The sequence below is a fragment of the Flavobacterium plurextorum genome (genome assembly GCF_024638035.1).
Taxonomy (GTDB): Bacteria; Bacteroidota; Bacteroidia; order Flavobacteriales; family Flavobacteriaceae; genus Flavobacterium; species Flavobacterium plurextorum.
On record NZ_CP100442.1, the window covers coordinates 1,260,434 to 1,284,868 of the forward strand.

The window sequence follows — 24,435 nt, forward strand, 5'->3', positions numbered from 1 at the left end:
TTTGTTAATTCTAAAATTTGGAAGCAGTAATTTCTTTAGATTTGAATCACTAAAAACAAATATAAATATCTATGAAAAAACTTTTTGTTACTGGTCTGTTGGTATTTGCCACTTTAAGTGTTGTTGGACAATCTAAAAATCAAATAAAATTTACAGCCAAAATTGCGAATAGAAATAGTGACACTCTTGTCATTAGAGGAAAAGATAATTTTAAACAAGTTATTCCGATTAACAAAAAGGAAACTTTTGCGGCTTCTTTTGATGCGCCAAAAGGATTTTATGTGTTTTCTGACGGAGTAGAATCTTCTAGATTGTATTTGAAACCAAATTCTGTGGTAAACTTAACGATGAATGCCAAAGAGTTTGATGAAACTATTGCTTTCAGCGGTAAAGGTGTTGAGGAGAGTAATTTTTTAGCACAACAAGCTTTAAGAAATGAAAAACTAGAGCAAGCTTTCTCTAAAGAACCTGCTGAATTTGCAGCAATATTAGAGGCTAAGAAAAAGACTGATGTCGAAAGTTTAGAGAAAGGAAATTTTGATCCAGAATTTGTTACTGCAATGAAAAGTAATTTTGAGCGTTTTAATCAATTCGCAGTTGAGAATTACGAAAGAACAGCAAAAGCAAATAAACTTAACGGAAAGCCTTCGCCAGAGTTTGATTATGACAATTATAAGGGAGGAAAAACAAAACTTCTGATTTAAAAGGGAAGTATGTTTATATTGATCTTTGGGCTACTTGGTGTGCACCTTGCAGAGCCGAAATTCCTTACCTGCAAAAAATTGAAGAGAAATACCATGGAAAAAACATTGAGTTTGTGAGTATTTCTATCGATAAAGCAAAAGACAATGAAAAATGGAAAAAGTTTGTAGCAGATAAAAATCTTGGAGGTGTACAATTGTTTGCTGACAAGGATTGGGAATCTGAATTTGTTGTTAATTATGGTGTAATGGGAATTCCAAGATTTATTTTGATTGATCCAAAAGGAAATATTGTAAGTTCTGATGCAGAAAGACCTTCATCTCCAGATCTTCAAAAGCAATTAGATTCGTTATTAAACTAATTTAAGGATTAAATTTACATCGTTATCGTAATTTTAGTTTTTGATTAAAATATTAGTAAAACCAGTGCTTAAGCGCTGGTTTTTTTGTTTTAGGCAAAATTCCAATGTTAAGTTTTCATTCAATGTTACCAAATTGTTAAGTAAAAGTTTTTTTAATGTAAACAAATAGGTATATTTGATAAAGATTTCTAAAACATTAATACCTAAAGATATGAAAAAGAGTATAATTTTAGCGGCACTATTGTTCTCTGGAATATTAGTTGCACAGGAAGCAAAACCAGAATTAGAAGTTGTTGGGAACAAGGTTAAAGCTGTTTATTATTATGATAATGGTAATGTTCAACAAGAAGGCTTCTTTAAGGATGGTAAATTAGACGGTGTTTGGGTATCTTATGACGAAAAAGGACATAAAAAAACCGTTGGAGAATACACAGACGGAGTGAAAACTGGAAAATGGATTTTCTTTAATGAAAACAATTTAAGCGAAGTTGCTTATGTTGACAATAAAGTAAGCTCAGTTAAAAACTTACAGAAAAATGCTTTAGCAAATAGAAACTAATTTAGTTTCGAACAATTTATAGAGAAACCGCTTATTGTAAGCGGTTTTTTTATTTCTTAGATTTTTTTCTTCTTCCAAACCAAATTACAAATCCTGTTACAGGAAGTGCTGAAGCAATTAGGCTGACGCTAAAAGCGAGGATTTTTCCAGGTAAATCTAAGACTTGTCCTGTATGTATACCATAATTCATTTCGACAACTTTTAGTCCTAAACTTTTTGAATGATACGGATCGCTTTGAATTAATTTTCCATCATAAGGATGAAAATAATAATTACTTTGATGATCGTATCTTAATGTATGCGGATATGCTCCTGTATTAATGAGGTCACCTTTTTGCTGTGGAAATGTTACAAAGAGCATTTCGGCATTTGGCTGCATTTTTAGGGTTTTAATAAAAGCATGATCGACAGCTGTGATTGAATTGGAGTTAAATTTTGTTGCATCGATTGTTGGTGCTTTTGTTTCAATTTCTTTGTCACCTCCAAAATTAAAGGTTTTGTATATTCCGTCGCCAACCCATTCGTAGGTAAATGTTAAGCCGGTTATCGCAAGAATAAAAGCGATCACTGCAATATAAAAACCAGATGTATTGTGCCAGTCATAATTAACACGACGCCATTTTGCAGACCATTTTACCGTAAAACTTCTTTTAATATCACTTTTTCGTTTTGGCCACCACTGAATTATTCCAGAAATTAATAGCAGAATAAAAATAATTGTCGAACCGCCTATAATATGTTTTCCAATATAATCGGGCAGTAATAGGTATAAATGAATGTGCTCGACAATAATAAAAAAGTCCGTTTTTGGGTTCTCAGTTTTTAAGTATTGACCAGTGTATGGATTAAAATAGAGGTATAAATTTTCGGTGTCAGAATACGTATAAACAATAGCTGAGCGATTTTTTCCGTAGTAAGAAACCATGCTCGATTTGTTTTTCGGGACAATTTCTGTTGCTTTTTGCTGCAAAACCGACGGCATCAAAAAAGGTTTATTCTGCGGTTCAACAAAACGCCATTCTTTACGAGTAATGTCTTTTATTTCATCATGGAAACAAAAAATGCATCCGGTGATACAAACTACAAAAACAATAAGCCCGGAAATTAATCCGAGCCATTTATGTAAAAAACGTATTTGTTTCGTAAATCCCATTTTTTGATTAAAAACGTAAAAGTATACGCAAAATCTATAGGAGACAAATTATTATTAAGAAACGATTTTTTTAGGTTTTAAATGATAAGCCGTATAAAGAGTTATGGAAGCTAAAACAATCCAGAAAGCATCAATGAAAAAGATTTGGATTTTGTTTTCCATAAACGAATTCCAAAACCAATTTCCAGAAATAATTCCGTTTGTAATTGGAATTAAAAACCCTAAAATACTTCCTGAAATAAGGCATGATTTATTGGTGAAAGCATCATTCTTTTTGATAATAAAAAATATAGTAAGCAATAGCCATCCTCCAAAATAAAGTAGATAAAGGTTATCTTGAGTTAATGGATAAAAAACTTTTGCCACGATAAACGCAAGCGCAGTGATTGGATACATGCTTAAGCAAATAGCGAGATAGATACGAACAACAGCAGCGTTAAAACGTCTTTTCTTTTCAGGTAAATTATTTTTTTGTCTGGCTACTAACCAAATCATGACTCCCGAAATAATTACAAAACAGGTTATGATTCCTAAAACAAAGCTTACTATTTTTAAGGCATAACCTCCGTAGTCACCAAAATGAATTCGGTACAAAACATTTTTAACAATACTAATGTAGCTGGTTTGTGTAATTGGATTTTTTCTAGCGATTTCCTTTCTGTCAGAAATACGGTAAACAACTTTTCCAATTCCGGTAAATTTTTTATGACTTGGTAATTCACCTTCTACTAAAACGTGCATGTTTACATCGCCGTAGTTTTGAATAAAAACTCGTGTGATTTCAAAATCAGACCAGTTGTTTTTTGCTTTAGCAACTAGTTTATTGATGTCAAAAGGAGCAGCTAATTTTTTATTATCAAATTTATAATCAGGATCGTTGTATTCTAATTCTTTATATAATTTATCTTGATCTCCTTTGTATAATGCCATTACGGCGGGCGCTACAATTAGAAGTTTAATCATAAAAAAAGCACCAGTTACAGCATAAACAAATTGAAACGGAAGTCCAATCATTCCCAACGCTGTATGAGCATCTGTCCATAATGTTTTTAATTTTTCTTTTGGACGGAAAATGTAAAAGTTAGAGACAATTTTGTTCCAATGAAGTAAAAGTCCAGTTATGATTGCAAATAAGAAAAACAAGGCGGTAAAACCAGAAAGATAGTAGCCAACTGGATAAGGAATCTGCGCCAAGAAATGTAGGCGGTATAAAAATTCTCCTAATGAATACGATTCTTCATAAGTAAATGATTTAAAGTTTTTAGTATTCAGATAAAAGAATGATCCTTCTTTTTGTTTGGCTGGAGCCAAAGTATCTTTGGTACCTTCCATATAAACCGCAACTCTATTTTCAACAGATGGTTTAGATATGGTAATATTTCTTCCGTGTAAAACGTGTTTTTTGTCAAGATTTTCTAATGCGCTATTGTAATCTAATTTGATTTCTCTAGTAATAGCAGTAGATTCACTTCTTTCCCAATTGATGATTTCATCTCTAAAAAAAGAAAACGATCCTGCAAAAAAGATCACAAAAAGTACAACGCTGATCACAATACCACTGACAGTATGTGTATGAAAATAGATATTATAATGACGATTGTTCATGGGTAATTACACTGCTGGATTATAGGTTTGACCAAGATAAATGAGTAGAGAAAAAACTAAGGAAAGTAAAATGTAAATCCCCCAGATTTTCCATCCGCTTTTCGCTAAAAACGCAATAACCATTAAAATAACCCAAAGTATGAATCCGCTGAAAGCCATTGTCATTAATACTTCAGGGCGATTGAACCATGATGCTAATGCTAAATGAAATGTTGTAGAAACAAGATAACCGCCAAGTATTGCTGCGGTTATTTTGGCAAAACGAGGCCAAAATGCGGGAGTTAAATATTTTGAATTTGCTGGCATTGATTGGTTATGGTTTAGTTGTAATAAAATTCAAGAAGAGCTATAATAATTAAAACAGCCAGAAGCACTTTGCTGTTTACTTTTTTTAATGGAGCAAGAATGATAATCAGGCTTCCAATTGTCATTAATTGAATAAAAAACATCAAAGTTCCGCAGCATAGTGATTGCGTAAAAAGCCACATTGCATAAGCCGTTGTTAAAAGAAGTAATCCGGTAATTTTAGTTTGTTTTGGATTGTTTTTCATCCATTTTTCAAAACCAAAATCATAAGATAAAACAGCTCTTTTTGAGGTGTAATACAAAGTATAAAATGCTAAAAAAACAATGAGACTGGCTAATGTTATCATAATTTTATAGAATTTAAAAACACCTTTCTATATCGTAGAGAAAGGTGTTTTTTGTTGTTTTCATTAGAATTTATAAGTAAAACTTGCCGCAAAAGCTCTAGGATCTTTTGGATGAATCGTTGACCATCCATCGTAAATTTCCTCGTTTGCGATATTGTTTACTTTAAACGTAATGTTGAATTTTTCTGTGTTATAGAAAATAGAAGAGTTTAAGACTGTATATGCAGGAATTGTAAATGTTCCTGTAGTTGCTCTGTTAACTATTTTATTATCGCCAACATAATTCCCTCCAAATCCTACTCCAAATCCTCTTAATAAACCTTGAGTAAATTTATAACTAGCCCAAAGGTTTGCCAAGTTTTGAGGTCCAGAACTTTCTGGTCTGAAACCAACAAAATCAGGATCTCCAGCAGTTAATAAAGCATCATTATAACTGTATCCAAAAACAATGTTTAATCCAGTTATTGGGTTTGAAACGATTTCAGCTTCAAAACCTTTATTGTGCTGTGCTCCATTTTGATAAGATGTTTGATTGTTCGGAATGGTTTTTGGATTTGAGCTTGGCGTTTCTATAACATAAACCTGATCAGAAACTTTAATATCATAATAGCTGAAGGTAGCATAAAGTTTATCTTTAAAAAGATTCAATTTTGTTCCTGCTTCAAATTGATTAGCTTGTTCTGGATCAAAAGTTCTTGGAGTTGAAACTCCTTCAAAACGATCTGAACCCGGAGCAACATTAGCGAAACCATTCATGTAATTGGCAAATACAGAAACTTTATCAATAATAGGCTGGTAAACCAACCCAAATTTTGGTGAAAAAGCAGTTTGATTGTAATTGTCAGCATCTGTACTTATATCGCCAGAATTGATAAAACGGTCAGCACGCAAACTTACCATTGCCGATAAAGCAGGCGTAAAGTTGATTACATTCGAGAAATAGGCACTATAAACTTCTTGTTTTGTTCTGTTGTTATTTCTTGGGCTGTCTCCAACAATTGCATCAGATGCCGCTTTTGTTAGAACTCCTGTGTCTCCGTTTGAAGGACCAAAAATAGCATTGAATGAAGCTAAGTCATCTCCAATGTAAACAGAGCCATTACCAAAGTATCCTGAGTTGTGATCCGTCATTGTTCTTTTGAAATAATCAAAACCTACAACAAGTCTGTTTCTTAAATTCCCAATTTTGAAGTCACCAATAAAATTTTGCTGAATATCAGTAGTTAGATTTCTGTTATCTTGATAGTTGAAGAATCTATTTAAAACAATTCCTTCTGTAATTTTTGGGAAGTATTGTGTTCCTTCATATAAGTAAGCGTAGTTTCCTGTTGATTTAGAAGAGCTTGATGAAAAGATAGTTTGTGAATTCCATTGATCAGAAATTTTATAATTCATCTGAGCTTGTATGTTGTATGAAGGTGTTTTTATGGTAAGCTCGTTACTTGTGTAAGAACGATTGTTATCATATTTTAATTCTGAGATATTGTGAACTCTTAAAGCAGTTCCTCTGTCTAAAAACAACATGGTTGGGTTTGTTGTTTCGTTACTCATGAATTCTGTATTTACTAAAAATGACAATCTATCATTTACTTCATAAGATAAGGAAGGAGCAATAAAAAAAGATTCTCTAAATCCTGCATCCTGAAAGCTGTCTTGTTTGTTGTAGGCGGTGTTAACTCTAAAGTTTAAGCTTTTTTTGTCGTTTAGTGAAGTGTTGACATCTGCAACTACACGCTGTAATCCGAAACTTCCAACAGTATAGTTTAATGAACCTCCAAATCCTTTGTATGGTCTTTTTGTTGTTGTGTTGATTAATCCTCCATAAGAGATTAAGCTGCTTCCAAATAAAGTTCCAGAAGGGCCTTTGATAATTTCAATTCGATCTACATTCGCAGGATCCAAACTTCCATTTGTCAAACCTGGCAAACCATTAACCATTGTTGGCTGAACAGCAAATCCTCTAAGAGAGTAATAACCTGCACCATCGCCTCCACGGCCAGTTGAAGCCCAAAGCTGAGTTATACCCGGCGCATTTTTTAATGCATCATCAAAAGTGGTTACAACTTGGTCTTTTAGAATTTCTCCTGTAATAGTCGTATAAACTTGTGGGTTTTCAAGATTTTTAAGTGGCAATCTTGATACTTGTTGATTTTCTTTACGAACAAAACGATTTTTTCTGCCATTTACCACAACTTCAGTTAATTCTTCAGAGTTTGAGGTGATATTAAAGTTTGCTGTCAGTTCTTCGCCTGCGTTAATTGTTATTTTTTTCTCTGTTGAAGAATATCCAACGGCTGAAACTTTTAAAGTGTATGTTCCCGGCTTTACATTTTTGATTTTATAATTACCATTTTCATCAGTAATTGTCCCAAATCTAGTTCCTTTTAAAGCAATTGAAATTGCTTCTGCTGAATCGTCGCTGCTTACTGTGATTTTCCCTTTTACAGTTGCTTTTTCTTGTGCTGAGATAGTTACGCTTGCTAGAAGAAAAAAACAAAAGCTCAAAAGAGAAATTGTGAATTTATATTTCATTACTATTTAGAATTGATTTTAATAGCGCAAATTTAAACCTTGATCAGCAACTATACAAGCTATTTTTATTTATTCTAAATTAATTCTTTTTTAAAGGTTAAAATTTTCATTTCTCTAAAAAATTAACACCTTAAGCAAGATTTAAGCTAATATTAAGAAAAAAAGCCTGTTCAAATGAATGAACAGGCTTTTTAGTTTTATTTAAAATTAATGAAATTACAATTCTAAAGCACGTTTAGCATCTCCGTTCATTAATAATTCTAATGGATTTTCTAATGCTTCTTTCACAGCAACTAAGAAACCAACAGACTCACGACCATCGATAATTCTGTGGTCATAAGAAAGCGCAACGTACATCATTGGGTGAATTTCAACTTTTCCGTTTACAGCAATAGGACGCTCAATAATATTGTGCATTCCTAAAATTCCTGATTGTGGAGGGTTGATGATTGGAGTAGATAACATACTTCCGAAAACACCACCATTTGTGATTGTGAAAGTTCCGCCAGTCATATCGTCAACAGTAATTTGACCATCACGAGCTCTTAAAGCTAATCTTTTGATTTCAGCCTCAATTCCACGGAAAGTTAATAGTTCAGCGTTACGAACAACAGGAACCATTAAACCTTTTGGTCCAGATACTGCGATTGAGATGTCAGCAAAATCGTAAGCAATTTTGTAGTCACCATCCATCATTGAGTTAACATCTGGGTATAATTGTAAAGCTCTTGTAACTGCTTTTGTAAAGAATGACATGAAACCTAAGCCTAAACCACCATGTTTTGCTTTGAAAGCATCTTTGTATTCATTACGAATTTGGTTGATTGGCGTCATGTTTACTTCGTTGAAAGTAGTAAGCATTGCAGTTTCGTTTTTAGCCGAAACTAATCTTTCTGCTACTTTACGACGTAACATAGATAATTTTGTACGCTCAGTTCCACGGCTTCCACCAGTTGGAGTTCCCATTGAAGGTACTGCATTTACAGCATCGTCTTTAGTGATTCTTCCGCCTTTTCCAGTTCCAGAAACTGTTGCAGGAGCAATGTTTTTTTCATCTAATATTTTTCTTGCTGCAGGAGATGGGGTTCCAGCTGCATAACTTGTTGCTGCAGGAGCTGCTGCTGGAGCCGGTGCCGCTTTTGGAGCTTCGGCTTTTGGTGCCTCAGCTTTTGGAGCTTCAGCTGCTGGAGCCGCTGCCGCGCCACCTGCAGGTTTTGCTGCATCAGTATCAATTAAACAAACTACAGCGCCTACTGCTACTGTATCACCTTCTTCAGCTTTTAGCGTGATAACTCCGCTCATTTCAGCAGGTAATTCAAGAGTAGCTTTATCTGAATCAACTTCAGCAATAGCTTGATCTTTTTCTACATAATCTCCGTCTTTTACTAACCAAGTTGCAATTTCAACTTCTTTTATTGATTCCCCTGGTGATGGGACTTTCATTTCTAAAATCATCTTTGTTTTTGTTTAAGGTTTGTATTGCTTAAGATTTAGAGAGTTTGGCTGGTCTTTAATTCTTAAACGTTAAACTAATTTTTTATCTGAATAAATTTTTATCGAATACCATTCTAATTGCATCTGCATGACGACGTTTTGCACGTGTATAACTTCCAGATGCTGGAGCAGCATAAGCTTTTAACGACGCTAATCTCCATTTTACAAGATCAAAGTTCATTAACATAAAGCTGTAAGCTCCCATGTTTTTAGGTTCTTCCTGAGCCCAAACATAATCATCAGCATTTGGATATTGCGCGATAATTGCTTTTAATTGCTCAACTGGTAATGGGAACAATTGTTCAATACGAACAACTGCAACATCATTTCTTCCGTTGTTTTCTCTTTCAGCAACGATGTCGTAGTAGAATTTACCAGTAACAAAAACTAATGTTTTTACACCTTTTTTATCTACAGTATTGTCGTCAATTGTTTCTTGGAAGCTTCCAGTTGCCAATTCTTCAACTGAAGAAACGCATCTTGGATCACGCAATAAACTTTTTGGAGAGAAAACTACCAATGGTTTACGGAAATTGGTTTTCATTTGTCTTCTTAACAAGTGGAAGAAGTTGGCTGGCGTTGTACAGTCAGCAACATACATGTTTTGTCTTGCACAAAGTTGTAAGTAACGCTCCATTCTTGCAGAAGAGTGCTCTGCTCCTTGTCCTTCATAACCGTGAGGTAATAATAAAACAATACCGTTTTGGTTGTTCCATTTATCTTCACCACATGAAATATATTGGTCAATCATAATTTGAGCTCCGTTAGAGAAATCTCCAAATTGTGCTTCCCAAATAGTTAATGCTTTTGGATTTGCTAATGCATACCCATAGTCAAAACCTAGAACGCCATACTCTGATAATAAAGAGTTGAATACGCCGAATTTTCCTTTTTTGTTTTCAATAGAATTCAATAGGATTACTTCTTCTTCAGAATCTTCAACTTTAACTACAGCATGACGGTGAGAGAAAGTTCCTCTTTCAACATCTTGACCAGAAATACGAACATCAAATCCTTCTGTTAAAAGAGATCCGTAAGCAAGTGCTTCTGCTGTTCCCCAATCAAGTGTATTGTTATCATATCCTGTTTTTCTGTCAGTAACAATTTTGCTTATTTTGTTAATAAACTTTTTGTCTGATGGTAATGTTGAGATTGTATTGATGATAGAATCCAATCCTTTTTTATCAAAAGTAGTATCTACTTTTTCTAACATTTGTGTGTCAGTTACCTGAACAAATCCTTCCCATTCGTTTTTCATGAATGGAGTAATGATTGTTAAATCTTTTTTACGAGAAGCTTCTAAGTTTTCCTCTAAAGCAGATTTGTATTCTTTTTCTAAAGCATTAACATAAGAGGCATCGATTACGCCGTCAGATAATAATTTCTCTGCGTAAATGTCTCTTGGGTTTTTGTGCTTAGCAATAATTTTATATAAAACAGGTTGTGTAAAACGAGGTTCATCACCTTCGTTATGACCGTATTTTCTGTATCCTAATAAATCGATAAATACGTCACGTCCAAACTGCATTCTGTAATCTAATGCAAAAGACACAGCGTGTACAACAGCTTCAGCATCATCAGCATTTACGTGTAATACTGGAGATAAAGTTACTTTAGCAACGTCTGTACAATATGTAGATGAACGAGCATCTAAGTAGTTAGTTGTAAAACCAACTTGGTTGTTGATTACAATATGGATTGTTCCTCCAGTTTTGTAACCGTCAAGCTGAGCCATCTGAATGATTTCATACAAAATTCCTTGTCCTGCGATTGCCGCATCTCCGTGTACAGCGATAGGTAATACTTTAGAGAAATCATCAGCATAATATTTATCTTGTTTAGCTCTTGTGATTCCTTCAATTACAGCTCCAACAGTTTCTAAGTGAGAAGGGTTTGGTGCTAAATTGATGTTGATGTTTTTTCCTGATCTTGTTTTCTTGTCAGCCGTAAGACCTAAGTGGTATTTTACGTCACCGTCAAAATACTCTTGATCGTAATCTTTACCGTCAAACTCACCAAAAATATCTTGAGTCGATTTTCCGAAGATGTTTGCCAAAACGTTCAAACGACCACGGTGAGCCATTCCCATTACGAATTGTTCAACACCTTTTTCAGCAGCTTGCTCGATTAAAGCATCTAAAGCAGGAATGATAGATTCTCCACCTTCTAATGAGAAACGTTTTTGTCCAACATATTTTGTATGAAGGAAGTTCTCGAAAGAAACAGCTTGATTTAATTTATTTAAGATTGTTTTCTTTTCTTCTGTAGAGAAATTAGGCTGATTAACATTTACAGATAATTTATCCTGAATCCATTTTACAACGCCAGGATTTCTGATATACATATATTCAATACCAATATGCTGGCAGTAAATAGCTTGAAGACGATTTACGATATCCTGCAATGAAGAAGGCGTCATTCCAATTGTTTGTGCAGCATCAAAAACAGTAGAAAGATCAGTAGCTGATAATCCGAAATTTTCGATGTCTAAAGTTGGAGATGAAGTTCTGCGGTCACGAACAGGGTTTGTTTTTGTAAACAAATGTCCGCGAGTACGGTATCCGTCAATTAATTTTAATACGTTGAATTCTTTTTGCAGTTTTTCTGAAACCAAACTGCAGTCTGCGTTGCCGCTAGTCACATATTCAACAATCTGTTGAACTGGATTTTCGTCATTATAAACCGTTTGTCCAAAGTCAAAACCTTGAAAAAAACTTCTCCAGCTTGGCTCTACGCTGTCTGGGTTTACTAAATATTGATCGTATAATTGTGCGAAAAACTCTGTATGCGCTGCATTTAAAAATGAAAACCTATCCATAATATCAGTGAATATACTTTTTGTTAAATAGAATGGCAAAAGTACAACAATCGCCTTTATTTAAATCTTTTTTTTACGTACTTTTACGTAAAAATTTGTTAAAAATAGACTTAACTATGAATAAAATTCAATTTTCAATCGATTGCAGATCTTTTTTTGTGATTATAGCAGTCTTGTTTTCCAGTTTTACATTTGCACAGCAGAAGTATGTTATAGATAACAGTAATCATTTTTGGGACAAGGTTCAATTTGGAGGCGGACTTGGTGTTGGAATTGGTTCTGGTTATACCGATATTTCTGTAATGCCAAGTGCAATTTACAATGTCAATGCGATTGTATCGGTTGGTGTAGGATTGCAATTTGGTTATTTGTCGTCTAAAAATTATTATGATTCATTTGTTTATGGAGGAAGTTTAGTTACACTTGTAAACCCGATTCCAGAAATTCAATTGTCTGCAGAGTTAGAGCAGGTAAGGGTAAATACAGATTATGACTCAACTCCATACCGACCAAGTTATTCAGATAATTATTGGAATACTGCTTTGTATCTTGGTGCTGGTTACAGAACCGGAAGTGTTACCATTGGTGCTCGATATGATGTTTTGTACAATCCTAATAAAAGTCTTTACGGATCTGGATTTATGCCTTTTGTGAGGGTTTATTTCTAGAAATTCAAAGAGTCTACTGGAATTTGAATATAAATCGATCATCGGGATTCCAAACAAAATCTTGCGAGCATATATAGCCTCTAAGCCACAATTGACCGTCTGTTTTTTTAAGATAAAATCCTTTTGGGAAATCGTCATCATTAATAATAGGCTCAGAATATATGGTTAGAGAACCGAGCGGTGCTTTGTTTTTTTGATTGTCAGGAATGATTATTTCTTTTTGATCACGTAACGTCAATCGTAAATATGGCGCTGCTTCAAGCGGGCATTCTGATAATTCAAACTTTTTTAGATGTTCTTTTATTTGTGGCATAGTTGCGCCATTTGGAAATCCTAATTCTTTTATTGAAATTTCTTTTACTAAAATAGAATGCTTTTCCTGAGAAGTTTTAAAATTTTCATTTGAAAAAAGGATCTCAGCAAACTTATTCAGCATGATCTGAGATTCTTTTAATTTTTGCAGTAAAATTTCTTTAGAAAAACCTCCGTATTCAATTGTTGACTCGTTTTTATGGTCACTGTCTGAACGATTCATCATGAGTAAATTTAAATTTAATGATTGAAATTTTTAAGGTTTATATATTTAAAGATGTCTGAAAATCAAGTGTTTTACTTGTAATAATTACTAAATCAAATCTTCATTTTTTAATTAATGAAATCATTGCGCTCAATATATAGTTCTTGTGTTTTACATTCCGATGTTTATAATTTCTATGTCTTAAATCAAGATTTTAAATTTAAGGATAAAACTTGTAAAACACACACTATGTTCTACTGAAGAAATCTCAGAAAGGCAGTTTAATCAGTTCATATTTGATGAAAAATAATTCGATGCAGGTGAAGTTTTTGTTAATTTCGATAATTATATTTTAAAGACGATCCATTCATGTAAACTGAAATAAATTCATTCTCTTTGAATTTGCTATTGCAAAAACTTTTATTTGCCAAAAAACCTTTATACGTTATGTTCGACAAATCTGAAAGTGTATAAAATAGATTATTATTAACCGTTCTTTTAGTTTGATTAGCTTTTAATTGTTCTATTTTATCCTTGTAAATGTTGCAATAATTCGTCGATCCCCAAAAAAACATTGGAATATTTAATTCATATTTTGTTGGGTTAGAGGAGCCATAACCAAATAAAGTTTCATTTTTTGTATCATACAAATTAACGCCGTGATCTGCTGTAAACATAAGAAAAGCTTTTTGATCCTTTAAATCAATACATTTTATTATTTGTGACAACACGTAGTCTTGTAGTAAAATTTTGTTATCGTACTGATTGATTAATGCATTTTTACTTTTAATTCCTTCTATAGCATTAGCTGCATTTGGCTTAAACAATTTAAACGATTCAGGAACTGTTCCATGGTTTCCAATTAGGTTAATAAGAATAAATTTCTTTTTCTTTGACTTCTGGGCTGCAACACTTTTTAGCACTGGTAAAACATCCAAATCAGTATGTGATTTTTTTTCAAATATTTTAAAAATATGATCAGGCTCATTCTCATTTTCTAAATAGAAGATATTTTGACTTGAAATCCAATTCGTCTCATATCCAGCTTCTTTATAAAGAGATAGGATTGATTTTTCTGAAAAAGACAAATTAGCATTTTCAGGAGTTGCTTCTGTGATGATTAAAGGAATGGAAGCTGAAGTAGAATTACCATTCGAAAAATGATTTTTATATGATATTAAATTCTTAATCTTATTTAATTCTGGACTCGTCATTCTGTGATATCCATTTAAATTCCATTGAGCGCTTCTCATTCCTTCACCAATAACAAAGACAACAATGTCAGGGGTTTCTGTTTTTGAAGTTGATTTTGTTACTTGGAAGCTGAATTTATGGCGTTTTTCCTTTAAGTTATCTGTCTTTCTTTTATAATAGAAAACTTCATAGGTTCTATAGTATAAATTGAAGGGGTGTTCTTTAAGAATATATTGTTTAAAAGAATACTTTAACAGATTTTTTCCAGAATCAAATTGTTCAGAATTCTTTAATCTGATAAAAATACAAATCAGCAAAACAAAGAAGCATATTCCTAAAATTTTAAAGTTTTTCGAAATTTCAAATTTCAAATTTAGTCGCTTACTTTCCTTGATGAGATAAATAATAAAACATAAAAAAAGCAGTAAGCTAAAAAACAGCCATTTAAAATTACTTACGAATTCAAGAGATTCATTAGTATTTGTGTAAACTAGAGCCTTCAAATTGTCCATCGTCAAATATTGTTTTAACACAACAATATTTGTTGTTTCTCCAAGCATTGAAAATAAATACACAGAACCAACTATTATAGATGAACGATAATAAGATTTCGTTAAAAATGAGATAAGCGATAGTAGTATTAGGAATATTGTGATTTTTGACAATATGATAACCAGTGCTTCTAAAAAGCTATTATTTATGTAGTTAAATAATAAATCAGGAATTAAAAGTAAAAAGACAGCTAATACTAAAAAGGCTTTTTTTTTCATTTAGATCTTGATTTTTCTGTTTTTGTTCAAAAGTAGAAAACAAATAATATTAAATCTCAATTATAATCTACTCAAATCAACTAAATCTTTGAAATGTTTTTTTTCTAACACCAGCAACTTTGTTTGTACTGGTTAGACATTTTTTTGGACGTTTTTTATTAGAATTAGTATCAAATGAAAATATAAAAAAAGACACTAAAAGTGATGTTAAATAAAGGATTTGTTACTTGTAATAATTTCTAAACCAAACCTTTTGCCATTCTCTTTTTAAGATTAAAAAAGAAACCTGTTCGGCAAGAATGACTAAATCTGAACCGTCGAGCTTTTTGATTTGGTCTTCAGAAACATCAATAATGTAAAGCAGATTTAAGTATTCAGCAAATTTGTACTGAATCATTCGGTAGATTTTTTCGTGAAGCTGAATTTTTAATTCTTCGGGAGAAACACTTAACGGAAAATCGATTCCTTCATTGGCTAAATTAAAATCTTTGTTGATCTGCTCAATCAAGTTTAAATATAAAGATTCCTTTTGGGCTTCTTCAAATAATAAATCACTATTTAATGGAGTAATATACATTTAATTAGATTTGTGATTTTAAATTGCTGATTTTTAAAAGAAAAACTAAACTTTTCTATCCATTAAATTCTCTCCGAAAGTTCTTAAAACATTTTTCTTTTCTGGGCTGATTTCCATTTTTTCCAAAGTTTCAAAAGCTTTAAGAGTATACATTTCGATAGTTTCCTGCGTCGTTTTTGAGGCGCCTGACTCGTTGAAAATGGCTTTTACTTTTTCGATTTTCTCTGAATTATCTTCTAATTGAACGCTGAATAATTTTTGTAATTCATCCCCTTTTTCGGGAGTCGAGAATTCTAATGCTTTTAAGTATAAATAGGTTTTCTTGTTCTCGATAATATCGCCGCCAACTTGTTTTCCAAAAGTTTCAGGATCACCAAAAGCATCAAGATAATCGTCTTGAAGCTGAAAAGCTAAACCTAAATTTAGTCCAAAATCATAAATCAAATCACCTTCTTTTTCTGAAGTTTTGGCAACAATTGCTCCCATTTTCATTGCTGCGGCTACAAGAACAGCAGTTTTGTATTCGATCATTTTCAGGTATTCTGGAATAGTAACATCGTTTCGGTTTTCAAAATCAACATCCCATTGTTGTCCTTCGCATACTTCGAGCGCAGTTTTGCTGAAAAGTTTGGCTAAGTCTCTAAAAACAGTGGGTTCATATTGTTCAAAATACTGATAAGCTAAAATAAGCATCGCGTCACCAGAAAGAATTCCAGTATTCAAATTCCATTTTTCATGAACCGTTATTTGTCCTCTTCTCAAAGGTGCATCATCCATAATGTCATCATGAACTAACGAGAAGTTATGAAAAACTTCAACAGCCATTGCTGCCGGAAGTGCCGTTTTATAAGTAGTGTCAAAAACTTCAGAAGCCATTAAAGTCAGTACTGGTCGTATGCGTTTACCGCCAAGTCCTAAAATGTATTCAATAGGTTCATAAAGATTCCCTGGTTCTTTGTGTATGTCTTGTTTTTTTAAATAATCAATAAAAAAATCCTGGTATTGACTTATATCGTGCATGAAATTCTAATTTATGAGCTTCAAAGATACAATTCATTAATGAATTATTTCTGCCTTAAAATTCCAAAAGTATAGTTTCCGCCTAAAATTGTCATTAAATGTATTAATTCTTAACAAGTTAAAATTATTTTAAAAAAAACACGGAAACTTTTTTGGTGTTTAGAGTTTCCTGTTTATATTTGCACCGTTAATTTGGAAACTATAAACACTGTAAAAGTTTCCGTAAGAGGTTTGAGGAAGCTATAAACTCAATAAAATCAAATATTTATGAAAACAACATGGACTTTAGATTCGACACAATCAGATGTTTTAATAAAAATGAGACATTCGATAATTGCTTATTTAGGAGGAACAACAAATAAATTTGGCGGTTATGTGAATATCGAAGACAATGAAATTGAAGATGCGTCGGTTGAATTTTCACTGGATATAAATAATAAAAATGAAAGCTTTCAGCAGATAGATACTTATTTGCAGCTTCAAGATTTTTTTGATGTAGATGAGCATCCAATCATCAGTTTTAAATCGACTTCATTTCAAAAAGTGAATAATAATATTAACTTTTTTAAAGGCGATTTAACGATAAAAGATGTGACTAAAGTTGTAGAACTTGATGCAGAATTTATTGGCGTTAATACTTATAATGGAGAGCGAAAAGTTGCTTTTGAAATTAAAGGAGATATTAGACGTCAGGATTTTGGACTTGATTATAATTCATTTAATCATAACGGAGGTTTAGCATTAGGCAAAGATATTAAGCTGATTGCAAACTTAGAATTTAGTATATAAATCTTACAGAAAGTATAATTTAATGTAAAATTATTACAAATATAATGGAAACTATTTTTTAGATTTTAGTTTCCTAAGTATATTTGTGATGCAAGTCGGAAAATTAAAATGAAAGAGAAAATTATTTCGAAGGCTAGTGAGCTTTTTTTAAAGCTTGGCTTTAAGAGCGTTACGATGGATGATATTGCGGGTGAAATGTGTATTTCGAAAAAAACGATTTACAAGTATTTCTGTAATAAAGAAGTTTTAATTGAAGAAAGTACTTCGACGGTTCATAAACAAGTGCATGGAATAATTGACACTATTGTAGCGAAGAACTTCAACGCGATTCAGGAGAATTTTGAAATTAGAGAGATGTTCCGTGATATGTTTAAAAACAATACAGATACATCGCCAATTTATCAGTTAAAGAAACATTACCCAGAGATTTATCAAAATGTATTGTCCTACGAAATCGAACAATGTACACAGTATTTTAGAGAGAATATTGAAAAAGGAATCCGCGAAGGTTTATATCGCCCCGATTTAAATATTGACATTTATGTGAAGTTTTATTATACTTTAATTTTTCATATAAACGAAACTACTGTTTCTGAAAGAGAAGCGCAGGAAATAGAATTGGAAGCTTTGGAGTACCATTCCAGAGCAATGGCGACAGAAAAAGGAATAGCTGAATTAGAAAACAACTCGAAAAAGTTAGAGCATAATCATCAATCTATATAAACATGATTTTTAAATCATCAATCCAAAATAAATTTTAACTTCATATGAAACGAATAGTTCTTATATTTTTGTGTACAATTGGCTTATCGGTCAATGCGCAAGTAACAACTTTAACCTTGAAAGACGCACTTAATTATGCGCTTCAAAATAAAGCCGATGCTAAAAAAGCAAAATTACAGGTTGAAAATAGTGAGTACAAAATTCAGGAAATACGTTCACGAGCATTACCTCAAATTTCTGCTAATGGAAATTTAACTCATAATCCAATTATTCAAACAACGGTTATTGATGGTGCAGGATTTGGTCAGCCTGGAACTACTATTCAAGCGGCATTTGGTCAAAAATGGACATCAACTGCAGGAGTTTCTTTGACTCAGGCAATTTTTGATCAATCTGTTTTTACAGGATTAAGAGCAGCAAAATCTACTCGTGAGTTTTATCAAATAAACGATCAGTTAACAGAAGAGCAGGTAATTGAAAGAGTTGCAAACAACTATTATTCTGTATATGTACAAAGAGAACGATTAGTTCTATTAGATAGTAATTATGTTAATACTACTAAAGTTCGTGATATTGTAAAAGGACAGTTTGATAATGGTTTGGCTAAGAAAATTGACTTGGATCGTATTATTGTAAAAATGTCAAACATTGATACGGAGCGTCAGCAAATTAAAAATCAAATTACATTACAAGAAAATGCTTTGAAGTTTTATATGGGAATGCCTATTGAAACTGTAATTGATATGCCTAAAGAAAAATTTGAAGTTGTACCTGCTTCATTAACAGAGTTACCAAATATCGAAAACAGAACAGAGTATTTGCTTTTGAAAAAACAAGAGGAGCTTTTAGTATTCAATAAAAAAGCAGTTGAAGCAGGATATTATCCAACACTTTCGCTGACTGCAGGTTACAATTATATTGGTCAAGGTCCTAACATGCCTTGGTTTGCAAAACCTTCAAATGGTGTGTACTGGTCAGATTTCTCTGCAATTGGATTGAATTTACATGTGCCAATTTTTACAGGTTTTGGAACTCGTGCAAAAGTAAGACAGGCTGATGTAGAAATCAGATCGCTTCAAGAAGATATTAAAGACACTAAACTTTCGCTTGATTTAGATTACAGAAATGCAATGGCTCAAATTGACAATAACCTTGTTACAATAAAGAATCAAAAAGAGAACATGCGTTTGGCGACTGAGATTTTAAGCAATACAAAAAATAATTATCTTCAAGGATTAGCATCATTAACAGATTTACTGGATGCTGAAAATGCATCTCTTGAAGCTCAAAATAATTTTACCAGAGCAGTTTTAAATTATAAAATTGCCGAAATATCTTTAATCAAATCAAAAGGCGAACTTAAATCTCTTATTAAATAACTAATTACAATGAAGAAAACTATTATAACAATCGTAATCATAATCGCAGCACTGGGGGCGATTGGGTATGTCTTAAATAATAATAAGAAAGAAAATAAAGAAAAAACAGATATTGTTGCAGAAAAAAATGCAGCAGTTTCAGTAAAAGTTTCACCAGTAAAAACTGAAGAAGTTTCATTAGATTTTGTTGCAAACGGAAACTTTCAGCCTATTCAAGAATTAACATTCTCAGCTGAGAAATCTGGAAAAGTAATCAGCGTTTTAGCTAAAGAAGGTGATTATGTACGTGTAGGTCAAACATTGTTAACCATGAGAGGTGATGTAATCAATGTAAGTGCGCAACAAGCACAAGCAGCATATCAAAATGCAAAATCTGATTACAACAGATACGAAAATGCTTTTAAAACAGGTGGTGTTACTAAACAACAATTAGATCAGGCAAAGTTAGCTTTAACAAATGCTGAGTCTAACCTTAAACAAGCAAATATCAATGTTGGAGATACTAAAGTAAAAGCGCCGATTAACGGTTTTATCAATAAAAAATACATTGAGCCGGGATCTATCTTAACAGGTATGCCTGCAACTGCATTGTTTGATATTGTAAATGTTTCTAAATTAAAACTTATTGTTACTGTAAACGAAAATCAAGTAACAAGTTTAAAATTAGGAGATCATGTTAATATTACTGCAAGTGTATATCCTGATAAAACTTTCTCTGGAAAAATTACTTTCATTGCTGCAAAAGCTGATGAGTCTTTAAACTTTCCTGTTGAAATCGAAATTGCAAACAATACCAACAACGACCTAAAAGCAGGTATGTACGGAACTGCAAATTTTGCATCAAAACAACAAAAACAAAGCATGATGGTTGTACCTAGAAACGCGTTTGTTGGAAGTGTAAGCAGCAACGAAATTTTTGTAGCTGAAAATGGTATTGCAAAACTAAGAAAAGTAACTGCAGGTAGAATTTTGGGAGATAAAGTTGAAGTTATCAATGGTTTATCTGATGGAGAAAAAGTAATCGTTACAGGACAGATTAACTTACAAGACGGAAATACAGTAGAAATTATTAAATAATTATTGGCTTTAAGCCGTAAGCTATAAGCTTTAAGCCCATTAAAAGCCTGAAGCCTATAGCGTACAGCCCACAGCATAAAGCAACAAATATGAAATTAGCCGAAATATCCATAAAACGTCCGTCGTTAGTAATTGTATTGTTTACAATTCTAACACTTGGTGGATTGTTCAGTTACAGCCAGCTAGGCTACGAGCTGATCCCGAAGTTTGAACAAAACGTTATTACCATTTCTACCGTTTATCCTGGAGCTTCTCCAAGTGAGGTTGAAAATACTGTGACCAAGAAAATTGAGGACGCGATCGCATCCTTAGAAAATGTCAAGAAAATTGACTCTAAATCGTATGAAAGTTTATCGATCGTATCGATTACATTAACATCAAACGCAAAAGTCGATTTCTCTTTAAATGATGCACAGCGAAAAATTAATGCCATCATTAGTGATTTACCAGATGATGTTAAAACGCCGGCATTGACAAAATTCTCGCTGAGTGATTTACCAATTATGACGCTAGGTGCTAACGGAAAAATGGACGAAGCAGAATTTTATGACTTAATTGACAAAAAAATTGCGCCTATTTTATCTCGTGTACAAGGTGTGGCTCAGGTAAATATTATTGGTGGATCAGAGCGTGAAATTCAAGTAAATCTTGATGCAGTAAAAATGCAGGGTTACAACTTGTCAGTTCCGCAGGTGCAACAAAACATTTTGACTTCAAACTTAGATTTCCCAACAGGAAATATCCAAACTCGTAATCAAAAAATATTAATTCGTTTAGCGGGTAAATATAAAAGTGTTGACGAATTAAGAAACTTAGTAGTTTCTTCTCAAAACGGAATACAAATTCGTTTAAGTGATATTGCTGATGTTCAGGATACACAAAAAATTGCGGAGAAAATATCTCGTGTAGATCAAAAAAGTGCAATCGTTTTACAAATCGTAAAACAATCTGATGCAAATGCCGTGGCGGTAAGTGAGCATTTATTAAAAACAATTGCGACTCTTGAAAAAGATTATAAAGTAAACCAGTTAAAATTAGAAGTCGCAAAAGACAGTACCGTATTTACTCTTGAAGCAGCAGATTCTGTAGTACACGATTTATTAATTGCAGTAGTTCTTGTTGCTTTTGTAATGTTGTTCTTCCTTCACAGTATTAGAAACTCATTGATTGTAATGGTATCTATTCCTGCATCGTTAATTGCTACATTTATTGGTATTTATTTAATGGGATATACCTTAAACTTAATGAGTTTATTAGGATTGTCTTTAGTTGTAGGTATTCTGGTCGATGATGCGATTGTGGTATTAGAAAATATCTACAGGCACATGGAAATGGGTAAAAGCCGAATTCGTGCATCTTATGATGGAACTGCAGAAATTGGTGGTACAGTAACTTCTATTACTTTAGTAATTGTCGTGGTATTCTTGCCAATCGCAATGAGTTCTGGTTTAGTATCTAATATTATTACGCAATTCTGTGTTACCGTAATTATTTCAACGATGTTGTCATTGTTGGCTTCATTTACTATTATTCCTTGGTTGTCATCTCGTTTCGGGAAATTAGAGCATATTGAAGGGAAAAATTTATTTGGAAGAATCATTCTTGGTTTCGAAGAATATTTAACACGTTTCACAAACTGGGTTTCTCATTTGTTAACTTGGTGTTTAGATCATTATATTAAAACATTTGCTGTTGTAATTGTCCTTTTCTTAGTTTCAACAGTTGGATTAATGGGCGGAGGTTTCATTGGAGGAGAGTTTTTTGCATCATCTGATAGTGGAGAATTCTTAGTTCAAATCGAAATGCCAAAAGACGCTTCGTTAGAACAAACCAACTTCATGACTCAAAAAGCAGAAGCATTCCTTAAAAATGAAGAATACGTTCACAGTCAAATTACGACAGTAGGACAAACTTCAGAAGGTTTTGGAGCATCGCAAGCAACAGCTTACAAAGCAGAGATTGATGTAAAAATGATTGATCAAAAAGATCGTAAAGATGACGCATCAGTTTATGCAGCAAAAATTAAACGTAAACTTGAAAAAGTATTAGTTGGAGCGAAAGTAAAAACAGTACCGGTAGGTATTTTAGGAACAGCTGAAGATGCAACGTTAGGATTAATTGTAACAGGTCCATCAACAGAAAGCGCAATGGCATTTGCAAAATTAGCAGAAGCTGAATTACGTAAAATTCCTGGAACAACAGAGATTAAATTGACTGTTGAAGACGGAAACCCTGAAATCAACGTAAAAGTAGACCGTGATAAAATGGCTGCTTTAGGATTAACACTTCAAACAGTTGGTTTAACAATGCAAACTGCTTTTAGTGGAAACACAGATGGTAAATACAGAGCTGGTGAATACGAATACGATATCAACATTAGATATAATGCATTCGACAGAAAAAGTATTACTGATGTAAGTAATTTGATTTTCATAAACAATGCTGGACAGCAAATTAAATTGTCACAGTTTGCAGATATTACAGAAGGTTCTGGACCTAGTCAATTAGAGCGTAGAGACAAATCAGCATCTGTAACTGTAAAAGGACAAAATGTTGGAGTTCCTTCAGGTACAATTGTTGGAATCTGGCAGGAAAAATTAGATAAGCTGAAAAAACCAGTTGGAGTAAACTATATTTGGGGTGGTGATATGGAGAACCAATCTGAAGGATTTGGTACTTTAGGAATCGCGTTATTAGCCGCAATTATTTTAGTTTACCTTGTAATGGTGAGTTTGTATGACAGTTTCGTGCACCCATTCGTCGTATTATTTGCTATCCCGCTTTCGTTTATTGGAGCGATGCTTGCCTTAGCATTAACAAACAACTCATTAAATATCTTTACCATTTTAGGTATCATCATGTTGATTGGTCTGGTGTGTAAGAATGCGATCATGCTTGTCGATTATACCAATCAGCGTAGAGCAGCTGGAGAATCGATCAGAACAGCATTAATTCAAGCAAATCACGCTCGTTTACGTCCGATTTTGATGACGACAATTGCGATGGTATTTGGTATGTTCCCAATTGCATTAGCATCTGGAGCTGGAGCTGAGTGGAAAAACGGTTTGGCTTGGGTAATTATCGGAGGATTAATTTCTTCTTTATTCCTAACCTTAATTGTAGTTCCAGTAATTTATAATATCATGGAGAAAATTATTCATAAATTCTCTAAAGGAGAAAAAATCGATTACGAAGCTGAAATGTTTGCTGATTATGTGCCGACAGAAGTAAGTGAAGACGGTTTTAATCCGAAACACACCCATTAATTGTTGATTTAATTTAGATTGAAAAAATCCCAAATTCCGAAAGGAGTTTGGGATTTTTTATTAAAGATACTGTAGTTAATATTGAATATTAAAAGTGCCCTTTAGTTCTGTTGAAGTTTCTTTATTCGCAGCTAATAATATCCCAGAGAAACGACCTTCTAATTTTTTTTCACTAGTGTTGATTAAAGTATTTGATGTAAAATTAAACTCTTTTTTATCTTGGGAATTATAGTGATGATCTTCCTTTTTATTGTTTATGTATAGTAATTTGTGAATTGCATCTGACCCAGTTTTTCCTTTATTAAGAGAAATAAATATTCGCTCATTACTATTTTCAATATTGCCAATAATTGTTAATTCAGTATATTCATTTATAGCACCTTTGTTGTACACATATTCAATAATTTGAGGCTCAAAAGTTGTGATTTTTCCATTAATCTCTACTGTTAATCCTTCAGGAATTTTGTCATTGTTATCTTCGTCATTTGAACAGGAATTCAATAAAAAAATTAAAAAAAGGTTTAAAATTATTGCAGTTGCTTTTTTCACGATTTTTGCTTGTTAAAATTAAATAGCAA

General features: G+C 32.8%; 21 protein-coding genes. 9 read left to right on the forward strand and 12 right to left on the reverse strand.

All coding sequences use genetic code 11. The features are described 5' to 3' along the window. Positions 1-71 precede the first annotated feature (71 nt). The 3 genes from NLG42_RS24410 to NLG42_RS05875 all read left to right on the forward strand — a co-directional run bounded on the left by NLG42_RS24410 (position 72) and on the right by NLG42_RS05875 (position 1,622). Positions 72-704, forward strand: a complete 633-nt coding sequence (locus NLG42_RS24410) for a hypothetical protein (protein ID WP_307774304.1) — start codon at positions 72-74, stop codon at positions 702-704. A gap of 17 nt (positions 705-721) precedes the next feature. Then, positions 722-1,063: a TlpA family protein disulfide reductase gene (locus NLG42_RS24415; protein ID WP_307774314.1), complete on the forward strand. Its 342-nt coding sequence runs from the start codon at positions 722-724 to the stop codon at positions 1,061-1,063. A 211-nt stretch (positions 1,064-1,274) separates the two neighbouring features. Next, positions 1,275-1,622, forward strand: coding sequence for a toxin-antitoxin system YwqK family antitoxin (locus tag NLG42_RS05875; protein WP_089059562.1), 348 nt, complete (start codon positions 1,275-1,277; stop codon positions 1,620-1,622). Between the two features lie 49 nt (positions 1,623-1,671). On the opposite strand, the gene NLG42_RS05880 is transcribed toward NLG42_RS05875, so the two are convergent. The 7 genes from NLG42_RS05880 to NLG42_RS05910 all read right to left on the reverse strand — a co-directional run bounded on the left by NLG42_RS05880 (position 1,672) and on the right by NLG42_RS05910 (position 11,877). Then, entirely contained in the window at positions 1,672-2,775 is a 1,104-nt protein-coding gene (locus tag NLG42_RS05880; RefSeq protein WP_257683246.1) for a PepSY-associated TM helix domain-containing protein, read from the reverse strand. A gap of 54 nt (positions 2,776-2,829) precedes the next feature. Then, positions 2,830-4,380: a PepSY-associated TM helix domain-containing protein gene (locus NLG42_RS05885; protein WP_257683247.1), complete on the reverse strand. Its 1,551-nt coding sequence runs from the start codon at positions 4,378-4,380 to the stop codon at positions 2,830-2,832. A 6-nt stretch (positions 4,381-4,386) separates the two neighbouring features. Continuing rightward, entirely contained in the window at positions 4,387-4,686 is a 300-nt protein-coding gene (locus NLG42_RS05890) for a hypothetical protein (protein WP_089059559.1), read from the reverse strand. A 14-nt stretch (positions 4,687-4,700) separates the two neighbouring features. After that, positions 4,701-5,033 (reverse strand): hypothetical protein, encoded by a 333-nt coding sequence (locus NLG42_RS05895; RefSeq protein WP_089059558.1) that lies wholly within the window; start codon positions 5,031-5,033, stop codon positions 4,701-4,703. 63 nt (positions 5,034-5,096) lie between these two features. Continuing rightward, positions 5,097-7,565 carry a TonB-dependent receptor gene (locus NLG42_RS05900; protein ID WP_257683248.1) on the reverse strand — a complete coding sequence of 823 codons (2,469 nt, stop codon included), beginning with the start codon at positions 7,563-7,565 and terminating at the stop codon, positions 5,097-5,099. Positions 7,566-7,781: 216 nt separating this feature from the next. Beyond that, positions 7,782-9,020 (reverse strand): 2-oxoglutarate dehydrogenase complex dihydrolipoyllysine-residue succinyltransferase, encoded by a 1,239-nt coding sequence (gene odhB, locus NLG42_RS05905; RefSeq protein ID WP_089059556.1) that lies wholly within the window; start codon positions 9,018-9,020, stop codon positions 7,782-7,784. 82 nt (positions 9,021-9,102) lie between these two features. After that, complete coding sequence (locus tag NLG42_RS05910) at positions 9,103-11,877, reverse strand: 2-oxoglutarate dehydrogenase E1 component (protein WP_257683249.1); 2,775 nt, start codon at positions 11,875-11,877, stop codon at positions 9,103-9,105. Positions 11,878-11,993: 116 nt separating this feature from the next. On the opposite strand from NLG42_RS05910, the gene NLG42_RS05915 reads away from it, so the two are divergent. Further along, positions 11,994-12,545: a hypothetical protein gene (locus NLG42_RS05915; protein ID WP_089059571.1), complete on the forward strand. Its 552-nt coding sequence runs from the start codon at positions 11,994-11,996 to the stop codon at positions 12,543-12,545. 13 nt (positions 12,546-12,558) lie between these two features. Here NLG42_RS05915 and NLG42_RS05920 read toward each other — a convergent pair whose 3' ends face one another. The 4 genes from NLG42_RS05920 to NLG42_RS05935 all read right to left on the reverse strand — a co-directional run bounded on the left by NLG42_RS05920 (position 12,559) and on the right by NLG42_RS05935 (position 16,623). Next, the gene (locus tag NLG42_RS05920) at positions 12,559-13,083 is read right to left on the reverse strand and encodes a hypothetical protein (RefSeq protein WP_208861327.1); all 525 of its coding nucleotides are present in this window, start codon (positions 13,081-13,083) and stop codon (positions 12,559-12,561) included. A 311-nt stretch (positions 13,084-13,394) separates the two neighbouring features. Further along, positions 13,395-15,026: a phosphoethanolamine transferase gene (locus tag NLG42_RS05925; protein WP_257683250.1), complete on the reverse strand. Its 1,632-nt coding sequence runs from the start codon at positions 15,024-15,026 to the stop codon at positions 13,395-13,397. A gap of 223 nt (positions 15,027-15,249) precedes the next feature. After that, on the reverse strand, positions 15,250-15,603 hold the full coding sequence (locus NLG42_RS05930) for a hypothetical protein (protein WP_257683251.1): 354 nt from the start codon (positions 15,601-15,603) through the stop codon (positions 15,250-15,252). A gap of 45 nt (positions 15,604-15,648) precedes the next feature. Next, positions 15,649-16,623 (reverse strand): polyprenyl synthetase family protein, encoded by a 975-nt coding sequence (locus NLG42_RS05935; protein ID WP_089059551.1) that lies wholly within the window; start codon positions 16,621-16,623, stop codon positions 15,649-15,651. A gap of 267 nt (positions 16,624-16,890) precedes the next feature. Here NLG42_RS05935 and NLG42_RS05940 point away from each other — a divergent pair, with 267 nt between their 5' ends. The 5 genes from NLG42_RS05940 (at position 16,891) to NLG42_RS05960 (ending at position 23,857) form a co-directional block, all read left to right on the forward strand. Beyond that, positions 16,891-17,412: a YceI family protein gene (locus NLG42_RS05940; RefSeq protein ID WP_089053712.1), complete on the forward strand. Its 522-nt coding sequence runs from the start codon at positions 16,891-16,893 to the stop codon at positions 17,410-17,412. 108 nt (positions 17,413-17,520) lie between these two features. After that, on the forward strand, positions 17,521-18,135 hold the full coding sequence (locus NLG42_RS05945) for a TetR/AcrR family transcriptional regulator (protein ID WP_257683252.1): 615 nt from the start codon (positions 17,521-17,523) through the stop codon (positions 18,133-18,135). Positions 18,136-18,179: 44 nt separating this feature from the next. Further along, on the forward strand, positions 18,180-19,514 hold the full coding sequence (locus NLG42_RS05950; protein ID WP_089059549.1) for a TolC family protein: 1,335 nt from the start codon (positions 18,180-18,182) through the stop codon (positions 19,512-19,514). A gap of 9 nt (positions 19,515-19,523) precedes the next feature. Beyond that, positions 19,524-20,591: an efflux RND transporter periplasmic adaptor subunit gene (locus NLG42_RS05955; RefSeq protein WP_089059548.1), complete on the forward strand. Its 1,068-nt coding sequence runs from the start codon at positions 19,524-19,526 to the stop codon at positions 20,589-20,591. Between the two features lie 89 nt (positions 20,592-20,680). Then, complete coding sequence (locus NLG42_RS05960) at positions 20,681-23,857, forward strand: efflux RND transporter permease subunit (RefSeq protein ID WP_099717745.1); 3,177 nt, start codon at positions 20,681-20,683, stop codon at positions 23,855-23,857. A gap of 75 nt (positions 23,858-23,932) precedes the next feature. Here NLG42_RS05960 and NLG42_RS05965 read toward each other — a convergent pair whose 3' ends face one another. Next, positions 23,933-24,406 carry a hypothetical protein gene (locus NLG42_RS05965; RefSeq protein ID WP_099717744.1) on the reverse strand — a complete coding sequence of 158 codons (474 nt, stop codon included), beginning with the start codon at positions 24,404-24,406 and terminating at the stop codon, positions 23,933-23,935. Positions 24,407-24,435: the final 29 nt, after the last annotated feature.

Bases quoted from the DNA above. Each gene is read 5' to 3' on its own strand.
- NLG42_RS05930 (WP_257683251.1), bottom strand. From the start codon at position 15,603: ATGTATATTACTCCATTAAATAGTGATTTATTATTTGAAGAAGCCCAA.
- NLG42_RS05890 (WP_089059559.1), bottom strand. From the start codon at position 4,686: ATGCCAGCAAATTCAAAATATTTAACTCCCGCATTTTGGCCTCGTTTT.
- NLG42_RS24410 (WP_307774304.1), top strand. From the start codon at position 72: ATGAAAAAACTTTTTGTTACTGGTCTGTTGGTATTTGCCACTTTAAGT.
- NLG42_RS05940 (WP_089053712.1), top strand. From the start codon at position 16,891: ATGAAAACAACATGGACTTTAGATTCGACACAATCAGATGTTTTAATA.
- NLG42_RS05875 (WP_089059562.1), top strand. From the start codon at position 1,275: ATGAAAAAGAGTATAATTTTAGCGGCACTATTGTTCTCTGGAATATTA.
- NLG42_RS05950 (WP_089059549.1), top strand. From the start codon at position 18,180: ATGAAACGAATAGTTCTTATATTTTTGTGTACAATTGGCTTATCGGTC.
- NLG42_RS05920 (WP_208861327.1), bottom strand. From the start codon at position 13,083: ATGATGAATCGTTCAGACAGTGACCATAAAAACGAGTCAACAATTGAA.
- NLG42_RS05935 (WP_089059551.1), bottom strand. From the start codon at position 16,623: ATGCACGATATAAGTCAATACCAGGATTTTTTTATTGATTATTTAAAA.
- NLG42_RS05945 (WP_257683252.1), top strand. From the start codon at position 17,521: ATGAAAGAGAAAATTATTTCGAAGGCTAGTGAGCTTTTTTTAAAGCTT.
- NLG42_RS05915 (WP_089059571.1), top strand. From the start codon at position 11,994: ATGAATAAAATTCAATTTTCAATCGATTGCAGATCTTTTTTTGTGATT.
- NLG42_RS05895 (WP_089059558.1), bottom strand. From the start codon at position 5,033: ATGATAACATTAGCCAGTCTCATTGTTTTTTTAGCATTTTATACTTTG.
- NLG42_RS05910 (WP_257683249.1), bottom strand. From the start codon at position 11,877: ATGGATAGGTTTTCATTTTTAAATGCAGCGCATACAGAGTTTTTCGCA.
- NLG42_RS05885 (WP_257683247.1), bottom strand. From the start codon at position 4,380: ATGAACAATCGTCATTATAATATCTATTTTCATACACATACTGTCAGT.
- NLG42_RS05925 (WP_257683250.1), bottom strand. From the start codon at position 15,026: ATGAAAAAAAAAGCCTTTTTAGTATTAGCTGTCTTTTTACTTTTAATT.
- NLG42_RS05960 (WP_099717745.1), top strand. From the start codon at position 20,681: ATGAAATTAGCCGAAATATCCATAAAACGTCCGTCGTTAGTAATTGTA.
- NLG42_RS05880 (WP_257683246.1), bottom strand. From the start codon at position 2,775: ATGGGATTTACGAAACAAATACGTTTTTTACATAAATGGCTCGGATTA.
- NLG42_RS05900 (WP_257683248.1), bottom strand. From the start codon at position 7,565: ATGAAATATAAATTCACAATTTCTCTTTTGAGCTTTTGTTTTTTTCTT.
- odhB (WP_089059556.1), bottom strand. From the start codon at position 9,020: ATGATTTTAGAAATGAAAGTCCCATCACCAGGGGAATCAATAAAAGAA.
- NLG42_RS05955 (WP_089059548.1), top strand. From the start codon at position 19,524: ATGAAGAAAACTATTATAACAATCGTAATCATAATCGCAGCACTGGGG.